General features: G+C 47.5%; 14 protein-coding genes. 6 read left to right on the top strand and 8 right to left on the bottom strand.

Going from position 1 to position 14632, the window contains the following annotated elements:
* Positions 1-363 precede the first annotated feature (363 nt).
* Positions 364-1158: a muscle M-line assembly protein unc-89 Uncoordinated protein 89 gene (locus tag NYE29_RS05060; protein WP_340894687.1), complete on the bottom strand. Its 795-nt coding sequence runs from the start codon at positions 1156-1158 to the stop codon at positions 364-366.
* A 169-nt stretch (positions 1159-1327) separates the two neighbouring features.
* Here NYE29_RS05060 and NYE29_RS05055 point away from each other — a divergent pair, with 169 nt between their 5' ends.
* The gene (locus tag NYE29_RS05055) at positions 1328-1912 is read left to right on the top strand and encodes a Crp/Fnr family transcriptional regulator (protein WP_340894686.1); all 585 of its coding nucleotides are present in this window, start codon (positions 1328-1330) and stop codon (positions 1910-1912) included.
* On the opposite strand, the gene NYE29_RS05050 is transcribed toward NYE29_RS05055, so the two are convergent.
* The 6 genes from NYE29_RS05050 to NYE29_RS05025 form a co-directional block, all read right to left on the bottom strand.
* Complete coding sequence (locus NYE29_RS05050) at positions 1893-2600, bottom strand: DUF4386 domain-containing protein (RefSeq protein WP_076110355.1); 708 nt, start codon at positions 2598-2600, stop codon at positions 1893-1895. The genes NYE29_RS05055 and NYE29_RS05050 overlap by 20 nt on opposite strands.
* A gap of 77 nt (positions 2601-2677) precedes the next feature.
* Positions 2678-4240: a glycoside hydrolase family 32 protein gene (locus NYE29_RS05045; protein ID WP_340894684.1), complete on the bottom strand. Its 1563-nt coding sequence runs from the start codon at positions 4238-4240 to the stop codon at positions 2678-2680.
* A gap of 11 nt (positions 4241-4251) precedes the next feature.
* Entirely contained in the window at positions 4252-5709 is a 1458-nt protein-coding gene (locus tag NYE29_RS05040) for a glycoside hydrolase family 68 protein (RefSeq protein WP_340894683.1), read from the bottom strand.
* A gap of 260 nt (positions 5710-5969) precedes the next feature.
* Complete coding sequence (locus NYE29_RS05035) at positions 5970-6842, bottom strand: PRD domain-containing protein (protein ID WP_340894682.1); 873 nt, start codon at positions 6840-6842, stop codon at positions 5970-5972.
* Between the two features lies 1 nt (position 6843).
* A complete protein-coding gene (locus tag NYE29_RS05030; RefSeq protein ID WP_340894681.1) occupies positions 6844-8358 on the bottom strand; it encodes a PTS transporter subunit EIIC in 1515 nt (504 codons plus the stop codon).
* 234 nt (positions 8359-8592) lie between these two features.
* Complete coding sequence (locus tag NYE29_RS05025; RefSeq protein ID WP_340894680.1) at positions 8593-8940, bottom strand: hypothetical protein; 348 nt, start codon at positions 8938-8940, stop codon at positions 8593-8595.
* Between the two features lie 254 nt (positions 8941-9194).
* On the opposite strand from NYE29_RS05025, the gene NYE29_RS05020 reads away from it, so the two are divergent.
* The 5 genes from NYE29_RS05020 (at position 9195) to NYE29_RS05000 (ending at position 13995) form a co-directional block, all read left to right on the top strand.
* Entirely contained in the window at positions 9195-10085 is an 891-nt protein-coding gene (locus tag NYE29_RS05020) for a phosphotransferase enzyme family protein (protein WP_076110350.1), read from the top strand.
* Positions 10076-10732 (top strand): hypothetical protein, encoded by a 657-nt coding sequence (locus tag NYE29_RS05015; protein ID WP_076110349.1) that lies wholly within the window; start codon positions 10076-10078, stop codon positions 10730-10732. The genes NYE29_RS05020 and NYE29_RS05015 overlap by 10 nt, the downstream gene beginning before the upstream one ends.
* A 145-nt stretch (positions 10733-10877) precedes the next feature.
* Positions 10878-11912, top strand: coding sequence for a DUF4097 family beta strand repeat-containing protein (locus NYE29_RS05010; RefSeq protein WP_340894679.1), 1035 nt, complete (start codon positions 10878-10880; stop codon positions 11910-11912).
* Between the two features lie 24 nt (positions 11913-11936).
* On the top strand, positions 11937-12611 hold the full coding sequence (locus NYE29_RS05005) for a response regulator transcription factor (protein WP_340894678.1): 675 nt from the start codon (positions 11937-11939) through the stop codon (positions 12609-12611).
* Between the two features lie 10 nt (positions 12612-12621).
* The gene (locus tag NYE29_RS05000) at positions 12622-13995 is read left to right on the top strand and encodes a sensor histidine kinase (RefSeq protein WP_340894676.1); all 1374 of its coding nucleotides are present in this window, start codon (positions 12622-12624) and stop codon (positions 13993-13995) included.
* Between the two features lie 94 nt (positions 13996-14089).
* Here NYE29_RS05000 and NYE29_RS04995 read toward each other — a convergent pair whose 3' ends face one another.
* On the bottom strand, positions 14090-14617 hold the full coding sequence (locus tag NYE29_RS04995) for a DUF5673 domain-containing protein (RefSeq protein ID WP_076110345.1): 528 nt from the start codon (positions 14615-14617) through the stop codon (positions 14090-14092).
* Positions 14618-14632: the final 15 nt, after the last annotated feature.

The raw sequence follows: 14632 nt of genomic DNA, 5'->3' as shown, positions 1-14632 counted from the left end.
CCTGTTTATTCTCTTTTGCGGACCCAGGCGACCTTATCTGCTCTGCATTCTAGCTAAAAACGGCCAGCAGGGAGAAATAACTGCGCTGGAGTCCGTTGTCCTCCTGTAACAGGCTAAAAGCACCAAATAAGTGCAACTCGGTCCGTTTGTACTCAGAGCCAGGAATACACTTTCCAGTCTCACACACACGCCTTCGGAAGAAGAGCGAAGTCTTTGAAACACCGAGACGTAAGCCTCCACCGAAAAAACTACCTAGTGGCGAAACGCCTTTCTCCGCATGTGATCAGAAAATGGTACTGTACCCATGATTCTTTAGGGCCTACAGCAGCAGGTTTTGGCGGGGAAGCGGTTTGAAGACACGCCTTAGACTAATTGGTCAATCTGGCTGCCCGGAGGGATTTTTTCCTTATTTGCTTCTGCATAGATCTGTATTTCCGGCGTAGATGACGCGCCTTCAGCTGCCGGATCCTTCTTGTCTTGCACGTCCGCAGGAGATTCGTTCGGACTAACTGGCGAAGGGGCTGATTGTACAGCTTCTGTCATTTTATCCTGGGCGCTTTTAGCAATGTTCATGAGTTTCTGATCCAGATTGGAAGCTCTTTGGAATAGTCTTGCAGACTTCACAGGGTTACTATTTTCCAAGGATTTCGCTTCAGTTCGCAAAGTGATTTGCGCCATTCTCACAGAATCGCTTTGCTTTAAATCATTATGGGCGGATATAACGCCGTTCAAGGTGTACGTTGTATAGGCAAGCTGCTGTTCCTCAGGCGTTTGTTTGTCCGGGCTCCACGATTTTTGGGAAAGCTCCTCCTCCTTCTTTTTTTTAGTGTCTTCATCCAAACCCTGTGTCTTGCGCTGGTTTTCGAGAGAATTCATTCGAATTTGCTCGTCCAGCTGCTGAATTTGCTCATCCAGGGAAGCTAGCTCGGCCTGAACCACTTCGGGACTATCCCCTCTTTTAAGGGCGTTGCCCACATACTCGGAACGTCTGTCGATCAGGGACTGCTTTTGCTCGGTCAATTGATCAATTAGCTTTGTCTGCGGATTTGCTGGAATCTTCATGTCTGGACCGGGCTTCTGTTCTGCCCCCTTTCGCTGTAGCCGACCGTGATCGACTAATGGAAGGGGCGAACGCTGAATAGAACGCGATACATTCATACGGAACCTCCAATTTGTAGATGTATATACTAAATAAAGTTAAAGATATGTATATATATATCGGTCTTATCTGCCGTTTTGTTAATTAGTAAAGGCAGCTTATAATGAAAGTAGCAGTCAGGAATAATAGGAATCATAATGGCTTAAGCAGGGGATGAGAGGGTGTAAAGTGAAAACAATATTGCTAAAGTACCTGACCAGATTCACATCTCTTAATGAAGAAGAGCAACAGGCAATTGTTAAGGAAATTCATATTGAGGAATACAAAAAAGGGACAACGCTCCTTAGACAAGGAGATGTCCCCACTAAATGTTATTTTGTGATGAAGGGCTGTGTGAGACAGTACTCCATAGATCAGGCGGGAAAAGAGTTCACATCTAATTTCTACACAGAAGAACAAGGCATTTCAAGTTTCAATCGTCATAAACATGATAAGTCATCCGAGTACTCTTTAACATGTCTGGAGGACTCCATATTGGTCGTGGGTGATCTTGATACCGAACAGGACATGTATCATAAACACTCCCAATTGGAGTCCATGACACGCAGGATGGTAGAGGCGAACTTTGGTGAAGTCCAAGAGGAATTCGCTGCATTTATCGGTTCTACACCTGAAGAACGCTACAAGACACTTTTACTGAAACGGCCATATTTAGTCGATCGTGTACCCCAGCATCAGTTGGCGAGTTATCTTGGGGTTACCCCAGAGTCACTAAGCAGAATTAAAAAGCGGATTAATCAGGAGAAGATTTGATCATCAGCCATATCCCAAACCCCAGTTCCCCAACAATCATTGGCACATTAAATACAAATTCAAGGATCGTAATGAACTCATCGTATTGTGGAAGAAACGAGTTGCAGAAGTGAATGATAATATATCCTGCTGCAGCAATTAACAATAAGATGCCAATGACTTTAGGGATGGTGTCAGATCGGAAAGCGACATAACCCACAATCATTAGATGCCCTCCAAAAATGATCAAACCGGCCGACCAGATCAATTCAAAAGCTTCCAAAAACAGCATCACATATCCCTGTAGTTGACCGGTTGTAAATAATGATAAATAGTCTGCTCCGCTCGAGAGAAGCATCACTAATAGCAAACTCAGTATGGCAATTCCCAATATAGCCGAATAGATAAGACGGAACCATGCACCGAGCAAGGACAGCTTTTTATCAATGGGCTTCAGGATAAGATAGAACGCCCAGGCAACTACGATGTCACAGATCAGGATGAGGAGCCAGCCAAAGATTTCAGCCCTGAAAAGCATATTGGATGACCTGAGATTGTTCAATGTAGCACTGGCATCGCCTTGTACAACCAGACTTCCATGAACATAACCATAGGAAAAATATGCTGCAATCGCCATGATGATAAGTGATATGCCGGCAGTTAGTGCTGTTTTCCGCAGTTCCAATCCTTCTTTAACTGGGGTAGTCATAATTAACCTCCTTGTTTACATTGTTGATTTCATTGTAAACGGCTAATTATGACGGAGCATTGACTTAAATCAAGAGCTTAATGGAGCTGCTTAATCACAACATTTTTAAAGACCGCTGTTCCGCCTTCTGAGAATAAGGTAATGCCTTGATCGTTTAATTCCGGGAAAATGAGACTGGAATGCACGATGATACCCTCATCAATAAAGACTTCGACGCTTGTTTTATCGACAAAAATTCTCAGATGAACCTTCTTCTGGCTGGCATCGAATGGAGACGTGCTTTCAAGATATCGTCCACTCGTGTCAGGGTTTCCTGTATAAGCCCGATTGACGTAGGTGTAACCGCCCTCTACAGAAACTCCGACATCTACATGACGGCTTTTATCGGTGGATTCCCGGAGTCTAAATCCCATATTGTTGAGCTCAGACCAGGACATATCGGCCTCAAGCTCATACGAGTTCCCTGTGAACGGAAGTGTTGTAGAGCCATTTACTTGGATTTCTTTATAGGAGACGGTTGAATCCGCCGCCTTACTTAAGGCTTCAAGCGGTTGCGAAACCAGATGATAAGTGCCCTCGCCAGTCTGTTTGAGTTCAATTTGACGAACAATAGAGTCCATTCCGTTAAAGCCTTCGTGCAGCGTCGGCGTATTATGGGGATATTCCCAATTGTTCATCCAGGCTAAAGCGTAACGGTGAGCAGGGGGACCGCTGTTAGTCCCGTCTTCAAAGGTTACAGCGCCATACCAATCAAAGCCATAGTCCAGCCACTGTGGTTCCTGCCGATCAGGGACAAATGTCTTTCCGTCAAAAGCTCCTGTCCAGTAAGCGTAGGTGTTCGGCTTTCCTGATGCTTTCCCATTGGCGCTGGCCCCAAGCACCCATTTAGAGGTCCCGTCGTCCGCAAGCATCACGTACAGATCGGGACATTCCACAAGCCCGATGTTCTCCGTTACAAAACCGCTTGTATAGTGCCAGTCTTTTAAGTTCGGAGACTCATAAAAACCTATTTTTGTGCCTTCTGCCATGACCATGATCCATTTGCGGGAATGCTCATTCCACATGATTTTCGGGTCTCTAAAATCAGCAGTCCCCGGATTCGGCAGAACAGGAGTGTTGCTGTAAGCCTTAAATGATTTTCCCCGGTCGGTGCTATACCATAAATACTGCTCTTGTTCTCCCCCTTCGGCGGAGGGTTGCGTCACAATCGCGACCAGAGCGCCTTTTCCGAAACCTGAGGTACCTGCCTCGTCCACAACAACCGAACCTGACCAGACATCGCCATTAGGATTACTATATTTGGGGATGGCGATGCCTTCATCCTTCCAATACACCAGATCTGTGGATGTGGCATGCCGCCATTCCGTGCCATTCCCACTCGGATAATCACCGTTATACAAATAATAGTAATGGTAGGCACCATCGTAATAAATGGGCCTTTGCGGGTCGTTTTTCCACTTGTCTGGCGTTGTGAAATGATAGCTGGCCCGTAAGGTTGGCTTTGGATCAGAATCATTGTCTTGCTTCAGTGGATTGCTCTTTGCCAAATAATAACCCGCTGTCCCCAGAGTGATCACAAAGCTTAGACCAATGATCCCTATAACGAGCTGTCGTGTAAACGTCCGCTTATGGCTGCTCAAATGGATACCTCTTAGTTAACCGTTAATTGTCCTTGTTCCAGAACGCTGTCTTTAACTACCGAGGTCTTCGAGCCTTTAATGTTCAACAGGAAGCTTGGGGCGAAAGTGGACTGCTGGTCCTCATACAAACCTCTGTTAGTCATATAGCTTGTGATTACCACGTTATTTCCTTTCGCTTGCGGGATCGCGAAGTGAGAGTAAGTCCAGGTAACATCATTAGGATCAAGGTCCATATGCAGTACAAGCCCGCTTTTGTTCAACGGTTTGTAAGGACCCGTCAATGAATCTGCTACATAACCGAGCATATATACATCATTAGCGCCGATTCCATCAATGGTCATTTTGGAGCCTCTGGAATCGGTGAACAAATACCATTTGTTATTCATTTCAAATAAGTTCGCACGTTCAATTTCATCCGTTACGGTATTGGAGGCAATCAGCGGCTTCATCACTTTTTTGAGCGAGTAATCATCATTCAACTCAATAATACCCAGTGCGCCGTTCGCTAAGGTCGCAAGAGATTTCTTAGGACCGGACAACAATTTATTTTTTTCAGCTTCGAAGAAGGGTTTGTTACCTCCATAATAAGTTCTGATGTCTAACGATTGTTCTCCCTGGTAACCTGTTTCCGTTCCGGTATTGGCTTCGAAAACAAGATATTTATGACCGTTATCTTCCACATAGTGAGGATCTCTTAACGTGTGGTTATCGTCATAGTTGCCTTCACTGAATGCTTGATCCACATTTTGATAGAACTTGCTGTCTCCGTCAAAGATTGATTTGAGATCTTCCACGCCATCCACTTTCAGCGTATCCGCATCAGGCTTGGACACATTCACTTGAGCTGTCGTCAAGGTTTGCTTGCCGAAAAAGTTATTCGCCGGATCCCAGCCTTGGCGGTTGGTATAGAACAAGCGGACTTTGCCTTCCTTGGTCAAGGTTGCAGAACCGGACCATTCTTCGGCTTGGTTATTTAGAATCGGATCGTTTGAAACGTATTTATCACTATTTTTGAAAACTCTGCCGGCATTTTTCCAGCTATCAATCGAAGTGTCGCCTACTTTTTGATAGAACATGTATACGAAGGTGTCCCATCCTTTTTCAGGATCTCCCGCTAAAGCGAACACGATATGGTAGCCATTATATTCGGCAACGGTTCCGTCTGCATTCTGAAGCGGCCAGCTGTCCCAAACATCCAGCTCAAGGGCATTGCCAGACTCATCCACTATATTTGCAGTAGGAATGTTTTTGATGGTGGAAGCATCAAACGAAGGAACTTGAAAGTTTTCGCTTTTTTGTTGTTCCGGTATTTTCATCATGTCAGCGCGGGTAATGTGGGAAAAACCAAAGTCTTCTTTGTAATTCTTACTGTTATCTTCTTTGGCCAAAGCTGAAGCCCCGCCACCTGTAAGTAAAGCTGCTGTAAAGGTTACTGCTGTTGCTTGTCTTACCATCTTTTTGATATTCATTCTCCCGGTCTCCTTTTAGTTACGAATTTTTGTTGTTTTTAAACAGAAAAAAAGACCTAAAAATACCATTGGGGATACGTAAAACGCATCGATTCCCAAACGGATTTTTAGGTCTTGCCTGCTTAACAGTAACAATCCCGACATATTTTGTTGTCGCGTTAATTCTATAATTTTATAACGGAAAATGGCTATAGACTGAAATCCCTATTTTTTTTGAGGATGATACTAGGGGTATTCGATATTGTTTTGATATCAAGGGTCTAAAGTCCTGTGTTATTTGATTTCAATATATTACCATCCATTGACCGTGTACAGATCCGATCAATTTCCATGGCGATAAATACCAGCTGGCTGTCGATGAAAGTATACCCGTAATCTTCTTCAACCTGATCGCCAACCTCCTTGGCCTGCAAGTAGGCCCGGGTGTAGCGTTCTTTGGCAATTCGCACAATTTCAGGGTTCAACTCATTGAGAAGCTTGCCGGTTTCATCAGATTTCAGGATGTTTTCAAGCTGAGTCACCAGACGCTCGTAATTGGCGGAGCCTCGTTTGAGCGTAACACCGGCAGCTTGTTCCACACCTTCAGCAATATCACGGATCATTGCTGCCATTTCGGCATCTGTTCCGTGAGCTCCGGCGTTTTTCCAGGCAGTATGGATATGCATGGCGATATATCCGACCTCGTCCTCGGGAATTTCGACCTGCAGTGTTTCATAGATAATGTTTTTGGCCTGTTGTCCAATCTGGAACTCTCTCGGATATAAAATGCGGATTTCATCCAGCAGCGTATTCTGGATCATCGTTCCTTTAGCGATCCGCTCCAAAGCGAAGGAGAGGTGATCTGTCAGTGCAATGTGAATATGCTCATTAAACGTCACTTCCAGTTCACGTTCAGCATAAGAAATAATTTGTTCGGACGCGGTAATCTCTTCTTCAGGCAGTGTCCCCAGCATTTCCTGCAAATGGCCGTATTGATCCGGGTCATCCATAATGAACACTTTTTCAATAAGGGACGGATCTATAATATCGTTTTTCCCTTTCTGAAAAGCAATACCGGAACCCATGACAATCTTTTCCTCTCCAAGGTCGTTTACCACAACCGCGTTGTTGTTCAGAATTTTTTTGATTTTCATGTTATTCTCCTATGCTTGTTTGTTCCTTAAGAAGTCGCTTGTCAACCCCTAGAATCCAGGTGGCCGTAAAGGCTGTTATTGCTGCCAGTAGAAAACCAATCAAATAATGGATAAGATTCAGCTGCCCGAGCTGGACGGTAAAGGCGATCATTGGAATTCCGGTTAAGCCGAACGAATCAGCTGCCACCTGATAATAAGCTACATAAGCCCCTCCGGCGGCACCTCCCAAAGCAGCGCCTAAGAATGGGCGGCCAAGCTTCAGGTTGACACCGAAGGTGACCGGTTCGGTGATGCCGAGAAAGGCGGTGATTGACGCGGGCAGGGCTATTTTTTTCAATGCTTTGTCACGGGTTCTGGCATACACGGCCAGTCCGGCCGCAGCTTGGCCGATATTCGCCATAGACCAGATGGGAAGCAGGAAATTGACGCCGACGTCCGGATTGGTGATCAATCCGATTTCAATTGCCTGAATGCCATGATGCAGACCGCTCACGACAACAGAACTGTAGATTCCGCCAAGCAGCAGACCGAAAAACGAACTGCCGTATCTGAACACCACTTCCAGCAAGCTGCTAAGAGAGCTGCTCAGTTCGTAGGTGAGTGGACCAATGACCAGAATCGCAATGCTGCCCCCGGCGGCAAGGCTTAAAAAGGGGATCAGCATAACAGCAGTCGATGACGGAAGAATCCGGCGCAGCCACTTCTCAATTAGACTCATTAGCAATACCGCAAGAATCGTAGGAATTACGGCTCCTGGATACCCGAACTGCGGCGTTAATAATAAATTCTCGGAACTTATCGGTGCTCCTCCGAATCTGGTGACCTGCAATAGATCAGGACGGGTCATGACAACGCCGATTGCAGCGCCGAGCGTAGGGGTGCCTCCAAACCGCTTGGCCGTGTGATAACCAAACATCACAGCCAAAATCTGAAATGCTGAACCCGTCAACAATGACAAGGTTCGGAACGGGACACTCTCCGGCTGCGCCCAGCCGAAGGCTTCCATCATACTAAGCAGGCCCAGCAGCAGGCCGACCCCGACAAAGAGTGGAATCATGGGCACGACGATATCGGAAAAAAAGCTTACCGCATCGACAATCTGTCTAAACATATAAGGAAGTAGAGCCCGCTTGGACCCGGCAGTGCTGTCCGGGCTTGTGGATTCAGAGGGTCCGGCAGACTGAACCTCTTCCTGCTGTGTTGGCCCGCCGTTTTGAAGGATGCGGACAACCTGGCGGTGCACCTTGAAGACGTTGGCCGATCCCAGTATAACTTGCAGCTGTTCGGCTCGAAAGAACACGCCCTGAACCTCCTGCATGCCGGAAAGGCCGGCTTCGTCCACTAGGGAACAGTCCCACAGTCTAAGGCGAAGCCGGGTTGTGCAGTGAATGGCTTCTAATACATTGCCGGATCCTCCGGACAGCCTAATCAGATGTACAGCCAATTCCCTTGCCGAACCGCGGATCTCCTTCGCAATCTCACCAGCCTGTTCCGGGCGGATATTCCCTTGCGTCATTACTGTGCCTCCCAACCATTTTGCTCAGCGGCTATCTCAGGAATCTAATTGTGACAATGATCGATTCTAAAATCAATGGTCAGGAATTACCACCTTATCAAGAAAAAACAGGTATTCCGCCTTAGTTTGAAACTTAGTTAGCCGAAAAACGATCACTTTCCAAATGGAAAGAAGCACTGCTCATTTAGAAACGGGAGGAATAAGCGAACATACGTGCTGCACTGTAAGAAAATACTATAAAAGGGGGTGTCGCACATGATCGTTCATCAAGCGTATAAATACCGCATCTACCCGAATACCGAGCAAAAGCTCCGCCAGCGGCAGCTCGGTCTTCAATAACATTACGGTTACCGGAGCACCTTCGGGCAAGTTCTTGAATACTTCCACAAGCTTTACTGTTTCAGGAACGGGAATAACTGGTAAGTAGTCAGGGCGATGAAAAGGTAGAACAGAAGAGGCCGTCCTTTGCCGAGGAAGGTCTCCTCTGCTTGTTGACAGATATCCAGCATCTGGATACGATAGACTGAAATAGAGCAATTCGAAAAGAGGCTTATGTATGTCACGAGGTTTTCGTTTCATCAAGTTGAGATAAGATGGCGCCTATCAATTTTTTGAATCCTGCAGTCAAGGATTTATTTGATTTGCCGTTTTTCAATCAACTGGTGAGATGGAGGCCTTTTTATGCCCGGATTTAGCGGCAGGGGACAGCTTTGCCTTGTTATATACAGATGCCCAAGCACCGGACGGCGGATTTTGCCTGTCTGTGGTTTGGGCTGATTGGTTTGCCCTTATACCTCCGTCTCATCTGATTTCTAATTCTATGGAGGTACACTCGTATGAGAACGAAAGATTCTTTTACCCATCCAATGCTTGAAATCGCAGCCAGTTGTTACAGCATAAGCAGCGGCCAGCTCCGTTACCTTGGAGGCAGCCAGAATATGGTTTATGAGGTTCAGCAGGATAGGCATGACCGCATATTGAGAATCACTCCAGGCTCTAACCGTTCTAAGAAGCTGATCCTAGGGGAGCTGGACTGGATTTTGTTTCTGGCGAATGAAGGGGTTTCTGTCTCCACACCCCTATTGTCCAGGAACGGTGAATTAGTGGAAGTTATTGAGCAAAGAGATGGATCTTATAGCTGCGTTTGCTTCGAAAAAGCCCGTGGCAGAACAATCAGCTACCCGGAATGTCTTCAAGATCATCTGCTGTATGAAAAACTGGGGCAACTGACTGGCAAACTGCATGCCTTGTCCAAAAACTATCAGCCACAAGATCCTCAGAACCAAAGACAGGATTGGAGCGGGAATTGGTTCCTGCAAAATATGGACCTGATTCCTCCATCTTTTGATTTTGATGAAGCCGAGTACAGCTGGTTTGCAGAGGATATCGCGGTTCAGCTGTATTATCTCGTCTATGTGTACGGTGGTGAAGAAGGAAAGGACAGCCGGGAGGACCAGGCCCGCCGGTTTATGGCTCATTTTATGAAAGGCTATACGCGTGAGAATACGCTGGAGGACTATTGGATGGCCCAAATCCCGCTATTTCTAATGCTGAGAGAAATGATCGTATATATCGGTGTTTTCCGCAATTACGACGGGGATGAATCCTTCAGCAGCTTAAATAATCAGTGGCTTAAGGACTGGATCGCGGAGAGTAAACAGAGGATTGAACAATCCATTCCCATTGTGGACATTTGGAACAGAGGAGAGAATACGAAATGGAATTGAACAACAAAAAACTTATTATTATTGATGGCATGCCGGGTTCCGGGAAAACGACCTGCGCGACGATGCTCTCGGATCAATTGTCTGCGTGGAATGTATCCAACCGGTGTATTCTGGAGCTTGAAGACAACCATCCTTTGTTCATACAGGGCTACAAATTCAGCTCCTTTGAGGATGATGCACAGGCAGATCTATTCATAGAAGGGCTGCAAGCCCTGTTCAGGGCTTTTGTTCAGGAAAGGCTGGCCAGTACGCAGGATATCACGATTATTGAAAGTGTATTGTTTCAGGATGCCATAAACTGCGCTTATCATATGGGCATGAATCATGATCAATTGCTCAATTTCTCGTCGGCACTGCAGGAGATATTATCACCACTGGAACCGCTGCTCATCTACTTTTACCAAGTGAATGTTGAAGGGCAATGGCGGTTTATTTGCAGTGTGCGCGGGAACGAATGGGGGCCGGTGGCTCTGCATACGGATGATGATTTTAAGGAAGCCGCTGAGTTGTGGGGCGGGAGTCAGGCGTTTGTAAGAGCAATTGTTGACTCTTGGGACATCCCGAAATTAATTATTGAGAATCAGGATTATTTATGGGATGAATATGCTGATAGCATTAATCAATTTATAAAAGATAACCTTTGTTAGCATTAGTATTCGAAACCACTCCGCCAAAGGAGTGGTTTTTCGATTGCAGCCTGCTCTCATCAAACTCTAATCTGCCTGCAAAGTCTTTCTCATGGATTGTGTTGTACCCTAAGGTCGATCAATCACAAGAATCGGAGGAATGACTATGAAAGGTTCAATATTGAAGCGTTTAATGAAGTGTCTACTAGCGGGAGCGGGATTATCCCTGGTACTGGTGCTGATTTATACGGGCCGGGGCGGCCCGGGGATCATCTTTGCACGGCAGCTGTCCGAAGCGGATTTCAAGACCACGCCGCTTGTGCGGGCAAAGGCTACGGCAGCGGGATTTTCTTTTGACAAAGGCATGACAAGCATCTCCTTAGCGGATAACATCCAATCGGTTGCTATCAAGAACCGAAATGGCTCAATTGAAATAAAGCAGGGCAGCGGGAGCGCTATTGAAATTCATACAACGGTGGTTGTAGATCAAGCGGGTGAGAAGGAGGCGGCGGCTGTTGCGGAGAAGACTGAGCTTCGGGTGAAGGAGGGGACGGTTCTGGATATTGAGGCCTACAGTGAACGTTATGGCAGAAGCCATCATAAGGAGGCAAGTATTCATCTGACCGTTACCCTGCCCAAGAAAATGGCAGCGGATCTGCAGGCAAATATGAGCAACGGCAACATCAGCTTATCAAAGGTTCTCAGCATCGGCACAGTTAAGCTCTCGTCAGCGAACGGCAACGTTGATGCCAAAGGCATCGGCAATACTATTTCCCTGCGGAGCGACAATGGCACCATTCATGTGTCTGATGCGGAGCAGGCTGTTCAGGCCACCGTGATGAATGGGGATATTGTGGCTAATCAGATCGCCGGACCGCTCGACATGGAGACCATGAACGGCAACCTGTCCTCCAAAGAAGCCGGCTCCACGATCGAAGCCGTATCATCCACCGGGAACATCCGCATTGAAAGTCGAAAGGTTGGCGGCAACTGGGCAGTTTCCTCAAATGTAGGAAATGTGTACCTGGCTTGGCCCGGGAGCGCGGAGGTGGAGGTCGACGGGAAGACGGCCTTTGGCGAGCCGCAGACTGATTTTCCGCTGGCGGTAAAAAACAATCACGTGACCGGAACCATTGGCAAAGGGACTTATCGTATAGAAGCATCCTCCATGGCCGGGTTATCCTTAATGAAAACCAGATAAGCAAGTGGAGAGGTGAGGGCAGGAGTGAAGGAGCGCGTCTTAATCATCGAAGATGAAATGGCAATGGTACGGCTGCTGGAATTGGAACTCTCGTATGAGGGCTATGAGACTACGATTGCAAGTGATGGGCCTGATGGGGTGGATAAAGCCCTGAGTGAGAGCTTTGACTTTATTCTGCTTGATCTGAATTTGCCCGGAATCAATGGCATAGAAGTATGCAAAAGAATCCGTTCAGCAAAGCAAACGCCGATTATTATGATCACGGCGAGGGATACCGTAAGTGACCGGGTCCGCGGGCTGGATACCGGTGCGGATGATTATGTGCCGAAGCCATTCGCCATCGAGGAGCTTCTCGCCCGCATGCGTTCGGTGCAGCGCAGACTTCAGACCAAGGAGACCGGGGACATGCTCAGTGCCAAAGATTTGACGTTAAGTGTAGCCTCACATCGTGTAAGCCGCGCGGGTCAGGACATTGAATTGTCGCAGCGCGAATTTGAGCTGCTCCACTGTCTGCTGCAACACAAGAACCGGCTGATGCATCGCGAGGCGCTGCTGAATCTGGTATGGGGTTATTCCTACGAAGGTGAGACGAATGTCGTGGATGTCTATATCCGGTATGTGCGTATGAAAGTGGATGAAGGCTTTGGAGAAAAGCTGATCCATACCGTCCGCGGAAGCGGCTATATCTTAAGGGATTGAGGTGGCGGACTTGAAGACTTGGACGTTCTCCCGTAAAGTCAGCGCATCCATTGCGCTAGCGTCTCTTATGGTGGCAATCGTGCTCAGCGGCTTTGTATATATCATGTTCAGTCAGTGGACAGAAGGCCAGGAAGTCAATTTGCTGGAGGCCAAGCTCAGGCAGTTTGAGCTTCAGATTGGGGAGGTTTCCTTCTTGCCTTCACTGCTTAAGCCGGGAATTGGAAAAGGCAGCGGAGCCGCAGCGGTGCTTAAACCGGATTTGTCGTCATTTGCGGCTGACCTGGACAAGGGGCAGCGGCTCCAAATGCTGGATTCGAAGGAACGGGTATTGGCGGAGGCGGGGATAGGGGGAGTAGATAAAGAAGTCAGATACAAGGCTGAAAGTGACATGGATTTACCCGCATACGGGTCTGTTAAGCTGCGGCTTACAGACAGCGGGTATTCAAGGACAGCGACAGCGGTGCGGGAAGTAGGCAGAATTCTGCTGTTTGGCTTATTAATCGCAGCAGGAATAGCAGTTGTGGCTGGATGGCTTGTAGCCCGCTCAGCCTTGAAGCCAATTCGCAGCATGATAGGGGAGGTTCAGAGCATCGGAGCCAATAATTTATCCCGGCGGCTGCAGCTGCCTGCCGCGAGGGATGAGCTCTATGAACTGGGAGCAACCTTCAATGGGCTCATGCATAAGCTTAGTGTCTCCTTTGACCAGCAGCGGCGCTTTGTCGCCGATGCCTCGCATGAGCTCAAGACACCGCTCGCCATCATCGAGGGGCATACGCATATGATGCAGCGGTGGGGGAAGAAATCGCCGGATGTGCTGGAAGAGTCGCTCGCCTTCATGATGGATGAAACCAGAAGAATGAAGGAGCTGATCGCCCAACTGCTGCTGCTTGCCGAAACGGAAGAACCTCTGCCGGACGTTGCCGGTGATGGAGGCTGCGATCTTAAGGCAACCTTGAATGAGCTGCTTCCCCAGACCGTACATGTGAATCCTGAAGTGAAGCTGTGTTATGAAGAGGAGCGCAGCGGGGAAGCGCTGCTGATCCGGATGCCTGCAAGCGCAAGCTATCAGGTGCTGCGCAATATTGTAGAGAATGCGCTGAAGTATACGCCTGAAGGCGGTACGGTAAGTCTTGAGCATTTCATAGAAAATGGACAAGTGATTGTGTCTGTCGCGGATACGGGGATGGGGGTTTCCTCCCAGCAGCTGCCGCATATCTTCGACCGCTTCTACCGCACAGAGGGATCGCGGAACCGGACTCAGGGAGGTTCCGGGCTTGGCCTTGCCATCGCCAAAGCCATTATGGAGCGGTATGGGGGTTCCATTGTAATCGAGAGTACGCCGGGGCAGGGGACGAAAGTGACGCTGCGGTTTGTCCAAGGGTAAATGTTGACGATTTTTGTTCAGGATATGAGTACAGACCTCAAGGAGCCTTCTCAGGATGAGAGGGCTCCTGCATTTATATGGCGGTATGTCTTAACTATGCCGGCTTTGATTGAATCTTATTTTCCTCCAAAAACTGCCTTATTTCTTCTTGAGATTCAGATGGAAGTAATCCACATATCACATTATCCTTTGTATGTATCTCCAGCAACAAACGATTTGTGACCGTATTCAATTTGCCGAATTTGTAATAGCTGATAAATTCCCAGGGGATCACGTTCCCCTCTTGGGAGATGCCGTATTCTCCGATGTACATAAGTACTCGGTCATGGTTGGCGACAACCGGAAGAACCAGCATGAAAACATAGGAGAACCAGTGATCCTCGATCACATGGCTGACCTTGAACATGTACAACAGCCACAGAACCACAATTGTACTCACGTATAGCAGAGTGACCACAAGCAATAATTTATGTGGATTAAGTCTGGCTGGATCATAGACGCGAATTTGCCCGGCTGCCGACCAGTTGGCCTTGTATTGTCTATAGGCATAGTAGAGAAACCACGGGTTGATTACACAATAAGTCAAATTTAGCACCATTATAAATATGGACTGAATCGTCATACTACCGCCTCGTTC

Origin of the sequence: Paenibacillus sp. FSL M7-1046, from assembly GCF_038007405.1 — a bacterium.
Classification (GTDB): domain Bacteria; phylum Bacillota; class Bacilli; order Paenibacillales; family Paenibacillaceae; genus Paenibacillus_AQ.
The sequence above is the reverse complement of the archived record's forward strand: the minus strand, read 5'-3'. Positions and strand labels throughout refer to the sequence as shown.